Here is a 14,631-nt window from a genome sequence, read left to right as displayed (position 1 = left end):
CCGGGTGTTCCTCGGCTCAGTCGGATGCGCCGCGTTGGGCCGCGTGGGCGAACTCGGTGATTCCCTCGGTGAATCCGATCCGAGCGCGGAAGCCGATCTCCTTCGCGGTCAGGTCCGGATCGGCAACGATATGGCGCACGTCTCCGAGCCGGTACTGTCCGGTCACCACGGGGTCGGGCCCGCCGGTGGCAGTGGCGAGCTCCCGCGCCATTTCGCCGATGGTGCGTGGCTCGCCGGAACACACGTTGTAAGCGGCGAAACCGTGCGGAGGATGTCCGAGTGCCGCGAGGTTCGCCTCGGCGACGTCGCGCACGTGCACGAAGTCACGACGCTGGCCGCCGTCCTCGAACACGCTGGGAGCCTCACCGTGGGCGAGTGCCGAACGGAACAGTGCGGCGACACCGGCGTAGGGGGTGTCCCGTGGCATACGCGGGCCGTACACGTTGTGATAGCGCAGCGCCGTGGCGTGCCCACCGGTCTGACGTGCCCAGGAAGCGACCAGGTGTTCCTGGGTGAGTTTCGTGGTGGCGTAGACGTTGCGCGGATCGGTCGGTGCGTCCTCCGGTACCCGCCCGGATTCGAGCAGCCCGCCGCAGTGGGGGCAGCGGGGTTCGAACACAGCGCGGTCCAGATCCTCGGCGGCTCGGGGACCTGGGCGCACGACACCGTGAACGGCGCAGTGATAGCGACCCTCCCCGTAAACCACCATCGATCCGGCGAGCACGAGCCGCTTGACCTTTCGTTCGGTCATGGCCGACAACAGCCGGGCGGTTCCCAGATCGTTGTGCTCGACGTATGCGGGTGTGTCCGCCGGACCGGTTTCCAGGCCGACCATGGCCGCGTGGTGACAAACCGCGTCGACTCCGGACAGTGCTCGCCCGATCACCTCGGGATCCCGCACGTCGCCGATCAAGAGGTCCTCCGCCTGGGAGTAGGTCTCTCGTGCGGAGAATCCGTGTGCGCTGGGAAGTAGATTGTCGAGTAGTCTGACCTCGTGTCCGGCGGTCGTGAGTCGTTCGGCGACGTGGGAGCCGATGAACCCGGCCCCTCCGGTGATCAGAACCCGCACTCGTTCCTCCCGAGCGGACGACTACTACGACAACGGTGTGTGATTGTCCATCCACTGGCTCGGCGTCTCGGCCGCGGGGTGGGTCCGCTCGGGCGGCACGAGATCGGAACCGGGGTGTTTTCGAAGGCGGGCCACACGACGAGGGCAGTGGTGGGTCCGCGAAAAGAGGAATGCTTTGCGGTCCGGAGAAGCGGCCACGAAAAAGATTCTTCGGGTCGATGAATCGCCACGGATTCACCGACCCGAAGACCTGGAGTAAAATGTATCGCTCACTGCTTGGGCGGCATCAGTACCTCGTCGATGACGAACACCGTTGCGTTGGCGGTGGGAACATTTCCGACCTGTACGTTCGCCCCGTCGATCTTGACGTTCTCGCCGCTGCCACTGATCGGAACGGTCTTTCCGTTGACAGTCTCTACCTCACCTGCATTGCCGAGTTCTTCGGCGGTCATTCGCTCGGGAACCACGTGGTACGTGAGGATATTGGTCAACTGCTCCTTCTTGGCCGGATCGTTGAGCAGCGCCTCCAGCGTGGCCGGATCCAGCTTCTCGAAGGCCGAGTTCGCGGGCGCGAAAACGGTGTACTCGGCATCCGACTTGTTCAGCGTGTCGACCAGGCCCGCTGTCTTCACCGCCTTGGTCAGGTTGGTCAGCAGCGGATTGTTGCTCGCGGCCGTGCCAACGGGATCGTCCGCCATGCCCTGGGCCGACCCCTCGTTGCCGGGGTCGGTCGGCACCTTGGAGGCGGCCGGACCGTAGATGTCGTCGACCGTGGTCACGCCCTGCTCGCTCATGCTGTCCTGCCCGGACTGGTCCTGCCCGGACTGGTCCTGCCCGGACTGGTCCCCACTCTGCTGCGACTGCGAGGACTGGTTCTGCTCGCTCTGGCCACTGTTCTCGGCTCCTCCGCCGCATGCGGACAACAACAGGGCCAGGGAAGCCACGGCGCCGGTAACGACGGTTTTCACTCGCGTATTGCTCATTGGGATCGGTCTTTTCCCTTCGTCTCGCTTCCGGGGATGGCCCCGAAGTATTTCTCCCGAAATTCGGGGCCGGATGGGATCTCGATTGGTGGTTCGGCGAATTTTTTGATCGTTTGTCGGGTGACCTGCGTCATTCCGCGGTGAAGAAGACCGAGTGCCAACCGGTGGCTCCGTCGGGAATCGTGGGAACACGTTTCGCGGTCTGGGTGTAACCCGAACGGTCGGTGGCTCGGGACTCCACATTGTGGCCGCCGGGTGCGAAATCCAGTTCGCTCCGCCACATGCGCCAAGTGTCCGCGTTGACGGTGGCGGACAGCTCAGCCTGCCGCCAGGGGCCGCGGTCGACCCGCACCTCGACACGCTCGATCCCCGTGTGCGGTGCCCATGCGATACCCGCCACGGTGATCCTGCCCGCCGGTGTCTTCTCGAAACCCTTGGGACGATCGATGCGTGACTGGGTCTTGACGGGGGCGCGCTCCGCCCAACCCCGCTTTTCCCAGTAAGTACTTACATCCCAGGTGGTGGCTTCGAGATCGGTCACCCACTTGGTCGCCGAGACGTAGCCGTACAGCCCCGGTGTGACCATGCGGACCGGAAAACCGTGCTCGGTGGGCAGTGCTCTGCCGTTCATCCCCACCGCCAGCAGCGCGTCCCGGTTCGGATCGGTGAGCGCGTCGATCGGGGTTCCAGCGGTGAAGCCATCCACACTGGTACTGAGTACCTGTTCGGCTCCGTCCCGTACCCCGGCCTCAGCCAGAATGTCGCGGACCGGTACTCCGATGAACTCGGCGGTCGAGATGTAGGAACCACCCACCGGGTTGGACACGCAGACCATCGTGATCGGTTTTTGCAGCTGTCGTCGGTCCATCAGATCGTCGAAGGTGAGGTTCAACTCCCGATCGACCATGCCGTGTACCCGCAGTCCCCACTCCGAAGCGGGGACCCGCGGCACACGTAACGCCGTGTCGATCCGATAGAAGCTCTCGTTCGGAGTGATGAAGGTCGGTGTTCCCGAAGCCGCGAAGTCCGCACCAGCCGGAACCGGAGGCGCCGCGACATCCGGCTCGAGTGCTCCGATGGCTTGCCGTGACCTGCTGACCCGACGTGACCCGCTCAGCAGCTGTCCGACGGTACCCGCGATCCCCGAAGCGAGAGCGACCGCGCTTACCGAGATCAGGAAGCGCCTGCGACCGCCGAGCGTACCCGCGGGAACCGTTTCGTCCTGTTCGGTGCCTTCCTGCCGCTCGGCGTCCCGCCGGAGGTGTGACGCCAGCGGGTCGGCGCCGCGGGCGGTCGCCGCGGCACTCCGGTGCAGCCAGGCGAAGACTCCCAGCCCCACCAGCGCGGCTGTCACTGGCGCTGTCAGGGCTAGTGGCTCCAGACGGGAGCGCGACAGGGTGGCGGCCATGCCGAGCAGACCGAACCCGGTGATCATCATCATTCCGGGGAGCGGGCTCCGACGCGACACCAGCCCGCCCCCCGCAGCCAGCAGAGCGATCACGAACCCCATTCCCACCAGCAGCGCGAGTTTGTCGGCGGTGCCGAACAAATCGATCGCCAGTTCCTTCACCGGCTGTGGGGTCAGGTCGATCGCCGTGTTGCCCACCGTCAGATAAGGAGAGGCGAGTGGTTCGGTCAGCGCGGCGACCAGATGTCCCGCCGCCAGAGCTGCCGCCACCGCGAGCAGGGCGATGAGCACGGCGACAGCGCCACCCAGCCGATGTTGGTGACTCGCACGATTCATGCCCGTGATTCGGAGTCGAACCCACTCCGGACTGCTCCCGTGGCGTGATCGACACGTTCCCGAGGTCGCGACTCGGTCACCCCACCTCCCAGCCGAGCGCTCGTGGCAGGTTCCGGCCGAGTTCTACTGCTCGCCGCCGGACAACCGATGCAGCCGCAGCGCCAGCTGAATCTCCAGGCCACGTTCGGGGGATCGCCAGTCCGGCCCCAGCAGTGCCGAGACCCGCTCCAGTCGTTGGGCCACCGTGTTCACGTGCACGTGCAACGCTCGAGCCGTTCTGCTGAGACCGGCGTCGTGCTCGAAGTAGCTTCGCAGCGTTTTCACCAGATCGGTGCCTTTACGGGAGTCGTAGTCCAGTACAGCCCCGATGGTTCGACGGACGTAGCCGGAGAGATCACCACGGTCCCCCAGCAACACCCCCAGGAATCCCAACTCCGCCAGGGCAGCCCCCTCGCCCTCACGGCCCAGCGCGAGCAGTGCCTCCAGGCAGCGGCACGCCTCCTCGTACTTGCCCGCGATCCCCTCCAGACCCTCCACAGGTCCGGAACCGCCCACCGTGACCGGACGTGCCGTGCTCGTGCCGAGCGCTCGGGCGGCGTTCTGGGCCGCACTTCCCGCATCCGTGCCGGAAAGTACGAGAACCAGGTGGTCGCCATGGGTACCCGCGAGCCCGCTGTGCTGTCCGACATAGCGCGAGGCAGTGGAAGCCAGCCGCTCACGGTCCGCGTTTCCGCAGGGAGAAACCAGCACTACTTTGCTGCCCTCGGGATCGAAGCCGACCCGTCTCGCTCTGGCCGCCAGACCACCGTGCGCACGTTCCCCCGCGCCGAGCAGCTCGGTGATCAGCTCTCCCCGCACGCGTTCCTCCGCCTCGGCGGTTCTGCGGCGGAGCAACAGCACCAGAGCGGTAACCACACCAGCGCGTTCGAACAATCGCCGATCGGCATCGGCGGGTTCGTGACAACCCACCAGCGTCAGACTGCCGAGCAGTTCGGGGCCAGCCAACGCCGCGCACACCAGGTTCGTCCCCCACGGCACCGATCTTCCGCTGTAGCGGGACTGCTGTACCGCCCGCCCGGGCCACGGCAACGAGTCCGTCGCCGCGCACGCCAGCTCGGTCCCGTCCTCGTCGTGCACCACGATACCGCCCCCGAGCACGTCCGCCACGGCTTCCGCGATGTCCTCCAGACTTCCGCCGCGCAGTACCAGATCCGTGAGGCGATCGTGGGATCGTTCGGCACGTCGCATCGCCGAGTTGTGCTCACGGATGGTCTCGTGCGCGGTGTTGAGTTCCACCAACGCGTGCCGCGTCTCCTCCAACAGTCGTGAGTTGTCGATGGCGATCGCGGCGTGGTCGGCCAGCGAGGAGAGCAGCGCGATCTCGTCGTGCGAGTAGTCGCGCGTCGACCGGTCCGCGGCATAGAGCACCCCGATCACCGAGCCACCCACCGACAGCGGAACTCCCAGGATGGCCACGAGTCGTTCGTCACCGACGGCGCGGTCGATGTCGTCGGTGTGCGTGAACCGCTCGTCCTCGAAGTAGGAGGGAGTGGCGTAGGGCCGGGCGGTCTGGGCCACCAGCCCGCCCAGGCCTTCTCCCATCCCGAGTCGCACCTGCTGGAACAGTGCCGAGACACACCCGTCGGTGACCCGCATGTAAGTGGTACCCGCGCGGGAGTCGTTGAGACTGAGATAAGCCACATGACTCCCCAGCAGCATCCGCGCGCGGTGCACGATCGCCCGTAACACCGCGTCGGGGTCGCGTACCCGTGCCAGGTCCCCCGCCGTGTCGAACAGGGCGGCCAGTTCCGATTCGTGGCGGCGTCTTTCGTCGAGGGTGTTGCGGAGGCGTAGCGCCAGCTTCCCAGCCCGCTCCACGCGGTGCAGATCCCGGGCGGGGAGTCGAGTACGCGCTTCCACTGGTACCTGTGCGAGCTGTTCACTGGTCCCGTCGCCCGCGAGCAGTTCGAACAGGTTCAGCAGGTAATCCGAGCAGGTGAGCATGCTCGTCATGGTCGGGGTGGGGTAGTGCCGGCGGCAACCAAGGGAGGAACGCGGTTCGGTTTCCTCCGCTGGTTCTCCATCCCGGTGGTACGGGATCCTCGCCGACACCGCCGCTCACCTGTCCTTCGCTGTCACTCACCCGTCCTTCACCGGGCGATTTCGGTTTCGGCCGTGCTCTCGGTGTGCAGCGAGCTTCCCCTGGTCTCGGTGGCGAACAGAATGGCCACGGAGGTCACCGCCGCGCCCAGGGCCACGTAGATCGCGATCGGTACCCAGCTGTCGAACGCGGCCAGCAGACCGGTGGCGATCGTGGGCGCCAGGCCGCCCGCTATCACCGATGCCAACTGGTACCCGATCGAGGCACCCGAGTACCTGACGCGGGTGCCGAACAGTTCGGACATGAAAGCGGCCTGCGGGCCGTACATGGCCGCGTGCAGGATCAGGCCGCCCGTCACCCCGAGTGCGATCAGGGCGAACGATCCGGTTCCGAGGAGCGGGAAGAACACGAAGATCCAGAAACCGGTTCCCACGGCACCGATCAGATAGATCCCTCTACGGCCGAAACGGTCGGACAACGCACCCCAGATCGGGATTACCACGAAATGCACCGCCGAGGCGACCAGGACCGCGTTGAGCGCGACCGATTCGGACAGCTCCAGCTGTTCGGTTATGTAGGTCAGCACGAATGCCGTGATCACGTAGTAGCAGACGTTTTCCACGAAGCGTGCACCGGAGGCGATCAGTACCTCCCGCCACTGCTCGCGCAGCACCCGAACGATAGGCGGTTGCTCGGGGGTGCTTCGCTGCTGCGCCTTGTCGGCGGCATCCAGGAACACCGGCGACTCGCTGACCGACAGTCGGATCCACAGTCCCACCAGCACCAGCAGTCCCGAGAGCAGGAACGGGATACGCCAACCCCACGCCATGAAGGCTTCCTCCGACTGCACCGCTGAAAGCACGGCCAGCACGGCGGTGGCCAGCAGGTTGCCGGTCGGTACACCCGCCTGTGGCCAGGAGGCCCAGAAGCCGCGTCGTGCGCTGTCGGTGTGCTCGGACACGATGAGCACCGCTCCGCCCCATTCACCACCCAGGGCGAATCCCTGCACCACCCGCAGCAGGGTGAGCAGGATGGGGGCTGCGATGCCTATCGCCCCGAAAGTGGGAAGCAGCCCCACCGCGAAGGTGGCGCCTCCCATCATCAACAGGCTCAGCACCAGCAGTTTCTTGCGTCCCAGCCGGTCACCGAAGTGACCGAACACCAGACCACCAAGCGGACGGAACACGAAACCGATCGCGAAGCTGGAGAACGCGAGAAGCGTGCCGATCAGCTTGTCCTCGGTGGGGAAGAAAGCCGTGTTGAACACCAACGCGGCTGCCGAGCCGTACAGGAAGAAGTCGTACCACTCGACGGTGGTGCCGATCATGCTCGATCCGACGATCCGGGCCAGTGAGGTGCCGGAAGGCGAATCGGATCGTGTCACGTTCATATCTCACTCCTGTTGTGTCGGAACACGAGTCGTGCGAAGATCCCGAGTTGCCCCCGGGACGGGGAAATCGGTACGTAATGGAGCGGAACCGGAGCCGGGGCGGCTCACCGTGCGGTCCAGGCTCCGTCGATCGGTACTGAGGCGCCGGTGAGATAGTCGGACCCCGGCCCGCAGAGCCAGCCGACCACTGTGGCCACCTCCTCGGGCTCGATGAGCCTTTTGATCGCGCTGTGTCGTAGGAATACCCGGTCGGCCACCTCGTGCTCGGCGATGCCGTTGTCACGTGCCTGGGCGGCGAGCTGGCCTTCCAACAGGGGAGTACGCACGTAGCCGGGATCGACGCAGTTGCTGGTGACACCGTGCGGGCCGCCTTCCAGCGCGGCCACTTTGCTCAGCCCCTCCAAGGCGTGCTTGGCGGCTACGTACGCCGACTTGCCCGCACTGGCACGAAGCCCGTGGACGCTGGAGATGTTGACGATGCGCCCCCACCCCCGGTCGTACATGTGCGGCAGGCAGTGGCGCATCAGCAGGAAAGGTGCGGTGACCATGACCTGCTGGATGTGTGCGAAGACCTCGGTGGGGAACTCCTGGATCGGTGCCACGTGCTGAATTCCGGCGTTGTTGACCAGGATGTCCACATCGGTCGGCAGTCGTGCGATCCCCGACTCGTCCCGCAGGTCCAGTACGTGTGTCCGGCCGTCGACTTCGGTCGCTGCCGCCACCGCGGCTCGTTCGTCGTGGTCCAGTAGATGCACCAGACAGCCCGCCGCTGCCAGTCGTTTCGCACAGGCGAACCCGATTCCGCTTCCCGCACCGGTGACCAGCGCGCTCGTGCCGGAGAGATCGGTGAACCCGGTGGGAGGCTCCGGAAACTCCGTCGTCATGTCGGATCAGGCTAGACGCGGATCCCGGCGTGATCGATGTGATGATCGGATACAGCCGTATACTCCGAAATGTGTCGCCCCCACATTGTCACGTTCGGGAATTCACCCGAACGGCACCGTTCGGGTGGCTCGAGCAGTGCGGATGTCCGGAGCGCTCCTCCCGAGCCCCGGAGCGCGGTCGGGCCGCACGACCGCCCCGACCGCTCGAAACCGGTCCCGGAACCGCGTGCTACTTCCCGCCGGTGCGGATCGAGTACATCGCCCGCTCGATGGCCAGGTATCCCAGCAGCGTGATACCCAGTACGGGAAGCAGCACCGTGAGCAGGCCGAATCCGAGTAGTATCGACCACGGAGCGTTGCGCACCACCGGCCCCAGGCGCGGCGGTGCTCCGAGTGAGCCAGCGGGTCTGCGCAGCAACCAGACCCGATACCCCGCGATGATCAGCACCAGCGACGCGACCGCGATCGCGGTCAACAACAGCTGTGTGGTCAGGCCGAACAACTGGGCCTGGTGGAAATCGATCCCCACCGAGGTAGCCTTGGCCAGCGGCGGGTAGTCCGCCCATTCCACCCGGTCGACGATCTCACCGGTGTCGCCGTTCACGGCCAGCGCTGTCGGGTTCACCGGCCACCGACTGTCGTCCTCCTCGGCTTTCCAGGCGTGGCCGGGGGAGTCGGGCGGTTCGAATACCACGACTCCGTGCAGCCCGGCCTCCCGAGTCGCGGCGGCCACCCGCTCGACTCCGGCGGTTGACACCTCGGCGGTGTCGGGGTCGTTTCCGGTGGATCCGGCCTGTTCGGACCCGGTGTCCGGGTGTAACACCGTGGACACCTCCGGCGAATCCGAGTCGAACTGGCTTCGTGCCACGTCGACCCAGGAACCAGCGTACGTCGTCCAGGTCAGACCGGTGACGATGAGCAGCACCAGCCCCACTGCCGCGGTGGCTCCGACGACCCCGTGCAGGGAACGCCAGCGAGGGCGCCCCGGCTTCCGGAACAGAAAGTTTCTGGCGAGGGATCGCCTGTCGCGTGGCCACCACAGCACGAGACCGGTGAGGACCGATACCAGCAGCCAGCTCGCGGCCAGTTCGGATATCGGTTCCGCGAATTTTCCTATCCGAAAATTGGAATGCAGATTACGCAGCCATTCGTCCGGTCGGTTCGATTCGGTTATACTCCCGGTGACTTCGGCCGAAGCAGGGTCGACGTAGACTGTCACCGCGCCTTTCGGCTTTTCGAACCTGTTCTGTGCCGCCGTTTCCGGGACAAGAGTTACCGCCGTTGTCTCCTCCCCTGACGGGGCGTCCGGGGCGGCTGGTGTCACCGAGGATAATCGCAGTTCGGGGCGTGTTTCACGTGCCGAGGAGATCTGTTCGCTCAGTGGTCGTGCCGGGCCTTCGGCGATCGCGCTCAGGGCCTGCCGATGCAACACGTGTTCCAACTGCGGATTCCAGGCGTACAGAATTCCGGTAATCGCCATGGCGAACACGATCGGCGCGGCCAGTATTCCGCCGAGAAAATGCACACGCCACAGCACGGGGCGTATCGCCGCGCGTTGGCGGGGGCTTCGTTCGTTCGTTTTCGGGATTCGGGAAACGGAGGTGTACTCGGATGATCGTCGGGACACACCGGCTCCTGTCATCGGTGGTCGGGTGGTGTCCGACCAGTCGGGTGGGGCGTGTGTGGAGTTCCCACGATCATTGGAGTGTGATCGAAACCACCCAGTGTGTTCAACGGGTGCTCTCGAAGTGACCGCCCGATTCGAGGTTCGGACCGGGCGGTCCGGGGGACGCCGTGCGAGGCGGGTGTGCCGCGAACATGCCGGTCAGGTGGTGTGTCTTTCGCGCGGTGGGGGCACGACGCACCCGGGAGTCGTACTCGGAAGCTCCACCCGATCGGCCGAATCGATTCCGTTGTGCCCCCCTGGGGCGCCTCAGTGTTGGGTGGGCTTCCCGCGCCGAGCGGGGTGGTCGGGTGACGGGCTCCGTTCGTCGGAGCCCGTCTCATCATCCCTCCGTGGCGTAGTGGTGGGGCTCGGTGGTTTCGCCGCGGCTGTGCACAGCTCGACGCAGCGCCACTGCCGCTTCCACTATCAGCCACACCGCCAGCAGGAAGATGATCACATCCAGGGGGGCGAGTACCCACTGATCCTGCGTGACGAACTCGACGAGGTTCAGTGCCAGCGCCCATGTGGTCATCACCAGCAGGAACAGCAATGGCAGCAGTACGGCCAGCGGATTGCGCCTGTTCTTGGTCACCCATACCGCCACCACGGCCAGCGCGAGCCCCGCGGTGAGCTGGTTGGTGGTGCCGAACAGCTGCCAGAGCACCCCGAAGGTGTAACCCTTTTCGCCTCCGCCGGGTAGTAGTGCCATGGCCAGCGGGATGACCACTGCGACCGTGCTGGCCAGCGTCATGTTGCGTGCCAGGGGACGGACCCTGGTGATCTCGCCGATCTCCTGCACCACGTAACGCTGCAGCCGCACGCCGGTGTCCATCGTGGTGGCGGCGAAACTGATCACCATGATCGTGGCGAACACCAGGCCGACGCTGATCGGCAACCCCAGGTTGTTGGCGAACCCTGCCACACCCTGTACGAAGTTCTGGGTCGCTCCGTCGGAGGCCGTGGCGAAGCTGGCGTAGAGGTTGTTCCACTCCACGGTCGAGCCCACCGCTCCCGCGGTCACCGCGAGCACCGCGGCGAGCGCGAGCGAGCCCTCACCCACGGCCCCCATGTAGCCGATGTAACGGGCGTCGGGTTCGCTACCCAGTTGTTTGGAGGAAGTGCCCGAGGAGACCAGACTGTGAAAACCGGACACCGCCCCGCAAGCGATGGTCACGAACAGGAACGGGAACCAGCTGGGTGAGTCGGCGGGTACGTCGTTGATCACGGGGGCCACTATCCGGTCGAAACCGACCACCACGCCCAGCAGGATCACGGCGAGCCCGATGAACAGCTGGTGCGAGTTGATGTAGTCCCTGGGCTGCAGCAACACCCACACCGGGAGGCGCGAGGCGACGAAGGTGTAGGCGAACAGGAAGACGACCCACAGCGTTCTGGGCTCCGCCCCGAGCGTGGCGGCGAGCGGATCCAACGAGACGGGAAAGGCCATACCCAGCATGATCGTCAGATACAACACGATCACGCCGATGATCGAGGGCAGGAATGCCGAGGATCGGGTGTGGTAGACGTACTGGCCGATCCCGATGGCCAGTGGTACCTGCAGCACCACGGGCAGCACGGCAGCGGGGTTGGCCACGAACAGGTTGGCGATGACCACGGCGAACACGGCGTTGACCAGTGTCAGCAGGAAGAAAATGATCAGTAGGAACAGCGTGCGAGCTCGTCTGCTGATCACATCACGGGCCAGAGTTCCGATGCTCTCGGCCCGGTGCCGCACCGAGACCACCAGCGAACCGAAATCGTGCGCACCCGCTGCGAAGACTGTTCCGAAAGTGATCCACAGCAGTGCGGGTCCCCAACCCCAGAATACCGCTATAGCCGGTCCCACGATCGGCGCGGCACCCGCTACCGAGGTGAAGTGGTGTCCGAACAGCACGTGCTTGTTCGTCGGTACGAAGTCGACTCCGTCCCCCCTCTGGTGGGCCGGTGTCACGAACTCGGGGTCCAAACCGTACACACGGCGTGCCAGATAAGCCGAATAGTAGCGGTATCCGAGAGCGAAGATCCCCAGAACCACCAGGGCCGGAACGATCGCGGGCATGTCTCACTCCTCCGGCGTGGTTGCGGCGTCCGACAACGTGGTATAAGCCACCAAAAGAGAGTATCTCCCATTCAGGGGTCACACACCAGGTTGAAAGGACAGAGTCGTTGCGGCGAATCCGTTCAGTGTGGCGAGAGGCGCTGACCGGCGAACTCTGCTGGGTGGACTCGGCAGGGTGTCCGAACGGGATCGCCGTGACACCGTTACTGCGCGGTGAGGTGCCGTGTGTGGCGCTGCCGTACTCCCATCGTGGGATCGTTCGACTGCTGGCGGAGGCGGCCGAGGTCGGTTTCGCCGTTACGGACGGACGTTCACTGCGAGCGGGGCAGAGCGGCATGGTGGCTTTCGGGCCGGTCCGGGTGATCGATGATCTGTCGGGTTCGTTGTTCGGCGAACAGCTGCTCGAACAGGAGCTGCGCAAGTACCCGCCCTCGCGTGCGCTCGTCGACAGCCTGCTGCTCCGTCGCGAGAACTGGTGGTGGATGCCACGAGTGCTCGTGGAGCTGTCCGGAGTGAACCGTGTCGTCGAACCCGCCCGCCGCGACGACCCCGCCCGAAACGCGTTGTTGATTCACGGGCCGGAAACCGCCACGGTAAGTGCCGTGGCGCTCGGTGATCGCGGGTCCGGCCGCATGGAACTCACCCCATTGGATGATGCTTTGCCCCTCGACGGGGAAGCGGGAATGGTGTTCGGGTACGACTACACCAGTGCCGACCTCGAAAGATGGGAAAGCTGGTGGTTTTCCGGTTCGCTGGAGCGTGGCAGACTCGAGATCACGCACGGCGAGGGAACACCCGGCGAAAAGTCTCGTCCCCTCGGGCTGTTGGAGCGGATCCGGCGCAGGCACAGGATCGCCAAAGCGTGTCGCGGTGAGATAACCGCCGCCGAACGTCGCACGAACGGGGGACCCCGAGAAGTGTCGTGACCCTCGTGCCCCACTCGTGTGTCCCGTAACCCGTTCGTGGGGCCCGTGGCTCGAGCGGGAAACCGAACTCTTTCAGCTCGGGATTCGCAGCTCCGCGACCACCGGAAGGTGATCGGAGGCAGTGCTGGCCACCGTTGTCGAACAAACGACCTCCGCCCCCCGGGACACCGCTATGTGGTCGAGTCGTACCTCCGGCCGCTGCGCCGGGTAGGTGGGCGCACCGGTGTGCCCCGCCGCGTCGCGCAGCCGCTTCCAGAGCGGAACCAGTTCCGGTGCTCGCGAGGTTGCGTTGAGATCCCCTAGCAACAGCCGAGGAGCACCCGAATCGCCCCGATCCAGGACGGTCACGATCTCTCGCACCTGGATCCGCCGCATTCGAGGGCTTTTCCGGTAGTCCAGATGAGCGGCGTAAACGTGCACGGCGGTTCCGTTGATGTCCACGAGCACTTCGGGAAACCCCGGCAGCCTGACGGGGGAGCCGGAGGGATGCTGAGTGCTTCGCCTGGTCATTCGGTGGTTGGTCGTGGCGAGCACGGGATGTTCGCTCAGGACCGCCAGGCCGAATCGTCGTTTCGGATACCCGGCTCGTGACGGGGGAAGAGTGTAGATCGGCGCGAAGAACGCGTTCATCCCCAGTCTGCTCGCCAGCACTCCCACCTGGTCGCGCCAGGCGCTGCGCCGTGACCAATGCACATCCACTTCCTGCAGCGCCACCACCTCGGCTCCCGATCGCTCGATCACCGAAGCCGTCCGTCGTGGATTCAGCCGTCCCCGGGAGTCACGTCCCGAATGGATGTTGTACTGCATGATCCGTAACTGCGAGCTCGGTCCTCCACAACTGGCTGCCGAGTTCGCGGGGCCCGTCGATTGCGGTGGCGGCAGGAACTCCGGTGCGGCCAGCAACAGGCTCAGCAGGATGACGGTGGTGGCGCGGAGCACGTTTCCACTCTGCGGGGGAGTTCGTCGAGTCCCCGTGCGCAGCGTCGGTGTGTCGTCGAACGGGACGCGTTTCGACACGGGCGACCGTTCGGACCGCCGGCCGAAGGTCCAGCGATGGGCGAGTCTCGCCCGTCGGCCGACCGGCCGGTGCTCACCAGCCGCGTGCCCGCCACTCGGACAGTTTCGGACGCTCCTGCCCCAGGGTCGAGTCGTCACCGTGGCCGGGGTAGAACCACGTGTCGTCGGTGAGGACGCCGAAGACCCGGTTCTCCACGTCGTCGAGCAGCGAGCGGAAATCCTCCCGCGTTTGTGTCTTGCCGACCCCACCGGGAAACAGCGAGTCGCCGGTGAACAGGTGTGGATGCCCCACCGGGTCGCGGTAGAGCAGCGCGATCGAACCAGGCGTGTGTCCCCGCAGGTGTACGACCTCCAGCGCGGACTCACCGACCTGGATGGTTTCGCCGTGTTCGACCTCCCGGTCGGGAGGAACCGGAAGCGGTTCCGAATCCAGGGGGTGAGCCACGGTATAGGAACCGGTCTGACCGGCGATGGAACCGAGTGCCTGCCAATGGTCCGGATGCCGGTGCGTGGTGACGATGGTGCGCAATCGCGGACGGTCCTCGTCGTGGCCGAGCAGGTCGGTCAACCGCTCCGGGTCGTCGGCCGCGTCGATCAGCAACGCGTCCCCGGTGCGCCTGCAGGTGAGCAGGTACGCGTTGTTGTCCATCCGCCCCACGGAAATCTTGGTGACGGTCAGCGCGTCCAGCCTCCGCCGCGCGGCGGCCCCGCCCGGCTGCACGTGTCCGGTGTAGTGTTCCTGGATCTCCACGGCGGTGAGCCTAGTAGGAGCACGTCGTCCCGGTTCGCCGA

11 protein-coding genes are annotated in these 14,631 nt (G+C 65.7%); 1 reads left to right on the top strand and 10 read right to left on the bottom strand.

From position 1 onward, the window contains the following. Positions 1-16 precede the first annotated feature (16 nt). The 8 genes from ACOQFL_RS18295 to ACOQFL_RS18260 all read right to left on the bottom strand — a co-directional run bounded on the left by ACOQFL_RS18295 (position 17) and on the right by ACOQFL_RS18260 (position 11,896). Positions 17-1,069: an NAD-dependent epimerase/dehydratase family protein gene (locus ACOQFL_RS18295; protein ID WP_435545405.1), complete on the bottom strand. Its 1,053-nt coding sequence runs from the start codon at positions 1,067-1,069 to the stop codon at positions 17-19. Positions 1,070-1,338: 269 nt separating this feature from the next. Next, entirely contained in the window at positions 1,339-2,052 is a 714-nt protein-coding gene (locus tag ACOQFL_RS18290; RefSeq protein WP_435545404.1) for a fasciclin domain-containing protein, read from the bottom strand. A gap of 130 nt (positions 2,053-2,182) precedes the next feature. Then, positions 2,183-3,796, bottom strand: coding sequence for a molybdopterin-dependent oxidoreductase (locus ACOQFL_RS18285; RefSeq protein WP_435545403.1), 1,614 nt, complete (start codon positions 3,794-3,796; stop codon positions 2,183-2,185). A 123-nt stretch (positions 3,797-3,919) separates the two neighbouring features. Continuing rightward, positions 3,920-5,809: a helix-turn-helix domain-containing protein gene (locus ACOQFL_RS18280; RefSeq protein WP_435545402.1), complete on the bottom strand. Its 1,890-nt coding sequence runs from the start codon at positions 5,807-5,809 to the stop codon at positions 3,920-3,922. A gap of 137 nt (positions 5,810-5,946) precedes the next feature. After that, positions 5,947-7,287 (bottom strand): MFS transporter, encoded by a 1,341-nt coding sequence (locus tag ACOQFL_RS18275; protein ID WP_435545401.1) that lies wholly within the window; start codon positions 7,285-7,287, stop codon positions 5,947-5,949. 104 nt (positions 7,288-7,391) lie between these two features. Then, on the bottom strand, positions 7,392-8,171 hold the full coding sequence (locus ACOQFL_RS18270) for an SDR family NAD(P)-dependent oxidoreductase (protein ID WP_435545400.1): 780 nt from the start codon (positions 8,169-8,171) through the stop codon (positions 7,392-7,394). 229 nt (positions 8,172-8,400) lie between these two features. Next, positions 8,401-9,798, bottom strand: a complete 1,398-nt coding sequence (locus ACOQFL_RS18265) for a PepSY-associated TM helix domain-containing protein (RefSeq protein WP_435545399.1) — start codon at positions 9,796-9,798, stop codon at positions 8,401-8,403. Between the two features lie 379 nt (positions 9,799-10,177). Beyond that, positions 10,178-11,896 (bottom strand): carbon starvation CstA family protein, encoded by a 1,719-nt coding sequence (locus ACOQFL_RS18260; protein ID WP_435545398.1) that lies wholly within the window; start codon positions 11,894-11,896, stop codon positions 10,178-10,180. Between the two features lie 107 nt (positions 11,897-12,003). Between ACOQFL_RS18260 and ACOQFL_RS18255 the strand changes: the two genes are divergently transcribed. Continuing rightward, positions 12,004-12,822, top strand: coding sequence for a hypothetical protein (locus tag ACOQFL_RS18255; RefSeq protein WP_435545397.1), 819 nt, complete (start codon positions 12,004-12,006; stop codon positions 12,820-12,822). A gap of 72 nt (positions 12,823-12,894) precedes the next feature. Here ACOQFL_RS18255 and ACOQFL_RS18250 read toward each other — a convergent pair whose 3' ends face one another. Both ACOQFL_RS18250 and ACOQFL_RS18245 read right to left on the bottom strand, forming a co-directional pair. After that, positions 12,895-13,761, bottom strand: a complete 867-nt coding sequence (locus tag ACOQFL_RS18250; RefSeq protein WP_435545396.1) for an endonuclease/exonuclease/phosphatase family protein — start codon at positions 13,759-13,761, stop codon at positions 12,895-12,897. Between the two features lie 151 nt (positions 13,762-13,912). After that, positions 13,913-14,590: an MBL fold metallo-hydrolase gene (locus ACOQFL_RS18245; protein WP_435545395.1), complete on the bottom strand. Its 678-nt coding sequence runs from the start codon at positions 14,588-14,590 to the stop codon at positions 13,913-13,915. Positions 14,591-14,631: the final 41 nt, after the last annotated feature.

Origin of the sequence: Actinopolyspora sabaoui (genome assembly GCF_051225635.1) — a bacterium.
GTDB lineage: Bacteria > Actinomycetota > Actinomycetes > Mycobacteriales > Pseudonocardiaceae > Actinopolyspora.
This window is presented reverse-complemented; position numbering and strand designations above follow the sequence as displayed.

What these genes read in the sequence shown, in the direction of transcription:
- ACOQFL_RS18280 (WP_435545402.1), bottom strand. Translation starts at nt 5,809, where the DNA reads ATGACGAGCATGCTCACCTGCTCGGATTACCTGCTGAACCTGTTCGAA.
- ACOQFL_RS18270 (WP_435545400.1), bottom strand. Translation starts at nt 8,171, where the DNA reads ATGACGACGGAGTTTCCGGAGCCTCCCACCGGGTTCACCGATCTCTCC.
- ACOQFL_RS18260 (WP_435545398.1), bottom strand. Translation starts at nt 11,896, where the DNA reads ATGCCCGCGATCGTTCCGGCCCTGGTGGTTCTGGGGATCTTCGCTCTC.
- ACOQFL_RS18285 (WP_435545403.1), bottom strand. Translation starts at nt 3,796, where the DNA reads ATGAATCGTGCGAGTCACCAACATCGGCTGGGTGGCGCTGTCGCCGTG.
- ACOQFL_RS18290 (WP_435545404.1), bottom strand. Translation starts at nt 2,052, where the DNA reads ATGAGCAATACGCGAGTGAAAACCGTCGTTACCGGCGCCGTGGCTTCC.
- ACOQFL_RS18275 (WP_435545401.1), bottom strand. Translation starts at nt 7,287, where the DNA reads ATGAACGTGACACGATCCGATTCGCCTTCCGGCACCTCACTGGCCCGG.